The 5,589-nt window shown below is 63.9% G+C and carries 5 protein-coding genes and 1 pseudogene; 4 read left to right on the top strand and 2 right to left on the bottom strand.

The features are described from left to right. Positions 1 to 228 (top strand): S1 RNA-binding domain-containing protein (locus Q0K06_RS13590; RefSeq protein WP_294553618.1); only part of this gene is annotated, 228 nt, incomplete at its 5' end. Between the two features lie 92 nt (positions 229 to 320). Continuing rightward, the gene (locus Q0K06_RS13585) at positions 321 to 1,568 is read left to right on the top strand and encodes a pitrilysin family protein (RefSeq protein WP_294553616.1); all 1,248 of its coding nucleotides are present in this window, start codon (positions 321 to 323) and stop codon (positions 1,566 to 1,568) included. A 21-nt stretch (positions 1,569 to 1,589) separates the two neighbouring features. Here Q0K06_RS13585 and Q0K06_RS13580 read toward each other — a convergent pair whose 3' ends face one another. Continuing rightward, complete coding sequence (locus Q0K06_RS13580) at positions 1,590 to 1,796, bottom strand: hypothetical protein (protein ID WP_294553613.1); 207 nt, start codon at positions 1,794 to 1,796, stop codon at positions 1,590 to 1,592. 106 nt (positions 1,797 to 1,902) lie between these two features. Between Q0K06_RS13580 and Q0K06_RS13575 the strand changes: the two genes are divergently transcribed. Continuing rightward, the gene (locus tag Q0K06_RS13575; RefSeq protein ID WP_083870383.1) at positions 1,903 to 2,070 is read left to right on the top strand and encodes a ribbon-helix-helix domain-containing protein; all 168 of its coding nucleotides are present in this window, start codon (positions 1,903 to 1,905) and stop codon (positions 2,068 to 2,070) included. 438 nt (positions 2,071 to 2,508) lie between these two features. On the opposite strand, the gene xdh is transcribed toward Q0K06_RS13575, so the two are convergent. Continuing rightward, positions 2,509 to 5,067 carry a selenium-dependent xanthine dehydrogenase gene (gene xdh, locus Q0K06_RS13570; RefSeq protein WP_294553609.1) on the bottom strand — a complete coding sequence of 853 codons (2,559 nt, stop codon included), beginning with the start codon at positions 5,065 to 5,067 and terminating at the stop codon, positions 2,509 to 2,511. A gap of 254 nt (positions 5,068 to 5,321) precedes the next feature. On the opposite strand from xdh, the pseudogene Q0K06_RS13565 reads away from it, so the two are divergent. Beyond that, a pseudogene (locus Q0K06_RS13565) lies at positions 5,322 to 5,589 on the top strand (diaminopropionate ammonia-lyase); the annotation flags it as partial.

Raw genomic sequence — 5,589 nt, 5'->3', positions numbered from 1 at the left:
CTCCAGTTCGGCGCCTTCGTGGAGCTGGCCCCCGGCAAGGACGGCATGGTCCACATCTCCAAGCTGGCCGACCACCGGGTGGAGAAGGTGGAGGACGTGGTCAACATCGGCGATATGATCTGGGTCAAGGTCACCGACATCGACGAGAAGGGCCGCGTGAACCTGTCCTACAAGGACGCGCTCAAGGAGATTAAGGCCAGACAGGCCGCCGGCCAGAGCGCAAAGTAAGAAAAACGGGTATAATAGACCGGGCGGGCATCAGGTGCCCGCCCGGTTTCCGCATCTGCGGGCCCCGGCCCGCGCCCAAGGAGGACCTTGCCATGTATGAAAAAATAACCCTGCCCAACGGCGTGCGCATCCTCACCGAGCACGTCCCCGCCGTGCGCTCGGCGGCCCTGGGCATCTATGTGGGCGCCGGAAGCCGCCAGGAGAAGGCGACGGAGAACGGCGCCGCTCACTTTATTGAGCATATGCTCTTCAAAGGCACCGCCCGGCGCACCGCCGCCGACCTGGCCGGAGAGATGGACGCGGTGGGCGGCCAGATCAATGCCTACACCACCAAGGAGTCCACCTGCTTCTACGCCCGGGTGCTGGACACCCACCTGCCCCAGGCGGCGGACATCCTGTGCGACATGTTTTTCTCCTCCAGGTTCGACGAGAGCGATGTGGAGACCGAGCGGGGCGTGGTGCTGGAGGAGATCGGTATGTACGAGGACAACCCGGAGGACCTGAGCGCCGAGCGCCTGGCCGCCGGGGTGTACCGCGGCTCCGCCCTGGCCCGGCCCATCCTGGGCCGGAAGGCCACCCTGGAGAAGATGACCGGCGCCTGGCTGAAGGAGTACATGACCTCCCACTACCTGGCCGGGGACATCGTGGTGGCTCTGGCGGGCAGCTTTAGCCAGAAGGACGTGGACGACCTGACGGCCCGCTTCTCCGCCATGCCCGCGGGAGGTCTGCCCCAGCCCAGGGCGGCTGTGTACACCCCCTGTGTCACCGTGAAGAAAAAGGCCATCGAGCAGAACCACCTGACCCTGGCTTTCCCCGGCCTGCCTTACGGGGACAGCCGCCGCTTCGCCCTCCAGCTGCTGTCCTCCATCCTGGGCAGCGGCATGTCCTCCCGGCTGTGGCAGCAGGTGCGGGAGCAGCGGGGCCTGTGCTACTCCATCTACTCCTACGGCGCGGGCCACGCCGACACCGGCCTTTACGCCGTCTACACCGCCCTGGGCCGCGAGACCGAGGAGGCGGCCATCCGCACCATTGTGGACGCGGTGAAGGACTTCCGGGACGGGGGCGTGACCCGGGAGGAGCTGGACCGGGCCAGGGAGCAGTCCAAGGCCAACGTGCTCATGGGGCTGGAGTCCACCCAGGCCCGCATGTCCCACCTGGGCCGCAGCGAGCTGATGATGGGTGAAGTGCTCACCCCCGACCAGATTATCGCCGCCTACGACGCGGTCACCGCCGAGGATGTGCGGGGGCTGGCGGAGGAGATTTTTGACTTCTCCCGGGCTTCCCTGTCCGCTGTAGGCCGGGTGCGCACCGCCGACGAGTATCGGGCGCTGCTGAACTGAACAAAAAGCGGACGGCTGGGCTCAGCCGTCCGCTTTTTCTGCCTTTTTCTCTTCGGGACGGCCTGAGAACCGCCCGCAGGCCGGGGTGTCCGCGTCCTTGTCCCGCAGGCGGGGCGCGGCGCAGTGGCCCCGGTCCAGGGGGATGTACCGCCGCCCGCCCTGGCACACATAGTGCCGCCGGAAATGACGGCACTGGGCGCAGGTCTTTTCTTCGTCTGAATTGGACATACCTTCACCTCCCAGTGCCTATTATACATATAATAGACACTATTTTCAACTAGTTGAAACCACATTCCATCCTTGGTATGCTGGATGCAACTAGGAGGGAATGCGCATGGCCGATCCGATTCTGGTGAACCGCACCCGGTTTACCTCTTCACTGAAAAATGAACTTGTACCCAAGTGGAACAAGCTGGCGGAGGATACCCGCATCCCCAAATCCCGGCTTCTGGACGAGGCCATAGAGGATTTGCTGAAGAAGTACGAGAAAAAGAACGGCTGACCGAGGTCAGCCGTTCTTTTTGCTGTTCTGAAGGTTTTTATGCGTCGAACCCGTTCGGGCGGAGACTGTAACACGGCGCAGGGACTTGGGGCGGCATTGAGATCGCCAATGAATTGCAGGGACTGACAAGTCTGGGTGGGTAACGCTGCTCGGGCGACGCAGGAACGAAACCGGACAGCCGAACCGGCAAGCAACTACTTTCAGGTACGGTGGCTAATTGAATTTTGCCGCCGCAGGACGCGTCCCCGAAAGGGGGTACCAGGGGGAAACGGGGGCGTTTGGCCCTAACAGGGCCCTCCGCGCCTGTTGCCCCATGGCGAGCTTTGCCTACTTTCCCTCGTTGGAAAGTAGGCCGTCGGAGACCGTTTCCTTTGAGAGAAAGTCCAAAACAAGGCCGGCGGAATTCTCCGCCGGCCTTGTCAGTCTTACGAAACAGACTTACTTCTTTTTCTTGCTGTACGGCGTGTCCGCCAGAGGCAGGCTGGTGCGGAACTTGCCGTCGTAGTTGTAGTAGGCCAGCTGCACGGCGGGGGCGGTGGGGATGGAGCAGATCTCTCCGATACCCTTGGCGCCACAGGCCAGCTCGGAGTGGTTCTTCTCCACAATGATGGCCTTCACGTCGGGGGTCTGGTGGGCCCGGAACAGGCCCAGGGAGGCGTACCCCACCGTGGGGCGTCCGTCCTTGAGGGGGAAGTCCTCGGTGAGGGCGTAGCCCAGGCTCATGACCACGCCGCCCTCAATCTGGCCCTCCACGCTCACCGGGTTCACCGCCCGGCCCACGTCGTGGGCGGCGATGACCCGCTTGATCTTGCCCTCGTCGTCCAGCTCCACCAGGTGGGTGGCGTAGCCGTAGGCAATGTGGCTGATGGGGTTGGGCCGGGGGGAGCCCAGCTTGTCGGTGATGCCGGTGTACTCCTGGTGGAAATCCACGCCCTCCACGGCGGACAGGTCCCGGCCTTCCAGCGCCCACTTCAGCTCGGTGGCCGCCCGGCGGGTGGCCTCGCCGGTAAACAGGGTCTGGCGGGAGGCGGTAGTGTTGCCCGAATTGGGGGCGATGGAGGTGTCGGGGGCGTCCCAGGTGACCTGGTCGGGCCGCAGGCCGGTGACCTCGCAGACAATCTGGCAGGTGATGGTGCCAATGCCCTGGCCGATGCAGGCGGCGGAGGTGCGGACGTGGACCACGCCCTTCTCCACGTGGAGGGTTACCCGGCCCGTGTCCGGGATGCCCACGCCCAGGCCGGCGTTCTTCATGGCGCAGGCGATACCCGCCTTGGGGTTGGCCTCGTAGTAGGGCCGCACCGCGTCCAGGGTCTCCACCAGGGCGGTGCCCTCGTCGGCGATCTGGCCGTTGGGCAGCACCTGGCCGGGGCGGATGGCGTTGCGGTAGCGGATTTCAAAGGGGCTGATGCCCACCAGCTCGGCCAGCTTGTTCAGGTTGCATTCGGCGGCAAAGCAGCTCTGGGTCACGCCGAAGCCGCGGAACGCGCCGCAGGGCGGGTTGTTGGTGTAAAAGGCCTTGCCGTCGATGATGATGTCCTGGTAGTTGTAGGGACCGGCGGCGTGGGTACAGGCCCGCTGGAGCACCGGGCCGCCCAGAGAGGCAAAGGCGCCCGAATCGGTGCGCAGGATGGCGATCATGGCGGTCAGGCGGCCGTTCTCATCGCAGCCGGTGGTGACTTCCATCTCAAAGCCGTGGCGCTTGGGGTGGCAGAGCATGGACTCCTTGCGGGTCATGGCCACCTTTACGGGCCGCTGGGTCAGGTGGGCCAGCACGGCGGCGTGGTGCTGGACGGACATGTCCTCCTTGCCGCCGAAGCCGCCGCCCACGCACTTGGCTACCACCCGCACCAGCTCCTGAGGCAGGCCGGTGGCGTCGGCGCACTCACGGCGGGTCTGGTAGATGCCCTGGTCGCCGGAGTAGACCACTACGCCGTGGCCCTCAGGCGCGGCCACAGCGGTCTCGGTCTCCAGGAAGGCGTGCTCGGTGGGGGGTGTGTGGTACTTGGTGGTGACCACATACTTGCTGGCCTTCAGCTTGCCCTCGGCGTCGCCCCGGACCAGGTGCTCGTGGGCGAAGCAGTTGCCCCCCTCCTGGAGCACGGGGGCGTCGGGGGCCATGGCCTCCTCCAGGGTGAGCACGGGCTTGAGCACCTCGTAGTCAACCTTTACCAGAGCCCTGGCCTGGTTCAGGGCCTCGGTGGTCTCGGCGGCGATGAGCACGATGGGGTCGCCGCAGAAGTGGACCTCGCCGCCGATGGGCACCAGCACCCACTGGTCCCGCTTCAGGTGGCCCACCTTCAGTTCTCCGGGCAGGTCGGCGGCGGTGACAATCTTCACCACGCCGGGCACCTCCAGGGCCTCGCTGATATCAATTCCTTTAATAATGGCGCGGGGGTAGTCGGAGCGCACCGCGCCGCCCAGGAGCATGCCCTCCATGCGGATGTCGTCGGCGTACTCCGCCGTGCCGATGGCCTTGGCGGGGGCGTCCACCCGGGGCAGGTTCTCGCCCACCCTGCCGGTGAAGGCCTCGTGGGGCACACCGGCGCCCTCCCGGAACATCCTGGCGGCCAGCAGCACCGCGTCCTCAATCTTCTTGTAGCCGGTACAGCGGCAGATATTGTTGCGCAGGGCGAACTTGACCTCCTCCCGGGTGGGGTCCGGGTTGGCGTCAATGAGGCCCTTGGCACTGATGACCATGCCGGGGGTGCAGAAGCCGCACTGCACCGCGCCGCAGTGGGTGAAGGCGTAGGCGTACACGTCCTTCTCCCGGTCGGTGAGGCCCTCGCAGGTGATCACCTCTCTGCCCTCCATTTTGGAGGTCTTCTGGACGCAGGCCTTGGTGGCCTTGCCGTCAATGAGAATCATGCAGGTGCCGCACGCGCCTTCAGAGCATCCGTTCTTGACCGAGGTGAGACCCAGTTCCTCCCGCAGGAAGGTGAGCAGGCGCTCATCCCGCGCTGTGGAAACGGTCTTCCCGTTGACGATGAAGGTATACATGGCAAAAAGCCTCCTTACTGTAATCGGGTCTTTTCCCACCCGGGTTTCTCTGCCTCTTTTTCTATAGCTTAACACCAAATTAAAAAGGTATCAACCGAAAGACATACGTCAAAACCACCAAATATCTAAAAAATTTTTTGGCATTACAAAAATTTTTTAGCAAACCACTTGACTTGTGGCCCCGGCATGATATGATAGGGCCATAAAGATTGTAATCTGCTGGATTCAACAGATTTTATTCGGAGGCGAGGCACATGAAAGATCCCATCCGCTGGACACTCAACCGTATGCCCAAGAGCGAGGACAAGGAGCTGTCCATCATGGCCCTGGACAATGTGGCCAAGGCCCGCTCCTTCCACGGCAGCTTCCCCCAGTACTCCATCACCCCCCTGGCCAAGCTGGACGGCATGGCCAGGTACCTGGGCCTGGGCGGCGTCTATATTAAGGACGAGAGCTACCGCTTCGGCCTCAACGCCTTCAAGGTGCTGGGCGGCTCCTTCGCCATGGCCCGGTACATCGCCA

This window comes from uncultured Pseudoflavonifractor sp. (genome assembly GCF_944387805.1).
GTDB lineage: Bacteria > Bacillota > Clostridia > Oscillospirales > Oscillospiraceae > Pseudoflavonifractor.
The sequence above is the reverse complement of the archived record's forward strand: the minus strand, read 5'-3'. Positions and strand labels throughout refer to the sequence as shown.

Excerpts from the sequence above, each read along its gene's own strand:
- Q0K06_RS13575 (WP_083870383.1), top strand. The coding sequence starts at position 1,903 with ATGGCCGATCCGATTCTGGTGAACCGCACCCGGTTTACCTCTTCACTG.
- Q0K06_RS13580 (WP_294553613.1), bottom strand. The coding sequence starts at position 1,796 with ATGTCCAATTCAGACGAAGAAAAGACCTGCGCCCAGTGCCGTCATTTC.
- xdh (WP_294553609.1), bottom strand. The coding sequence starts at position 5,067 with ATGTATACCTTCATCGTCAACGGGAAGACCGTTTCCACAGCGCGGGAT.
- Q0K06_RS13585 (WP_294553616.1), top strand. The coding sequence starts at position 321 with ATGTATGAAAAAATAACCCTGCCCAACGGCGTGCGCATCCTCACCGAG.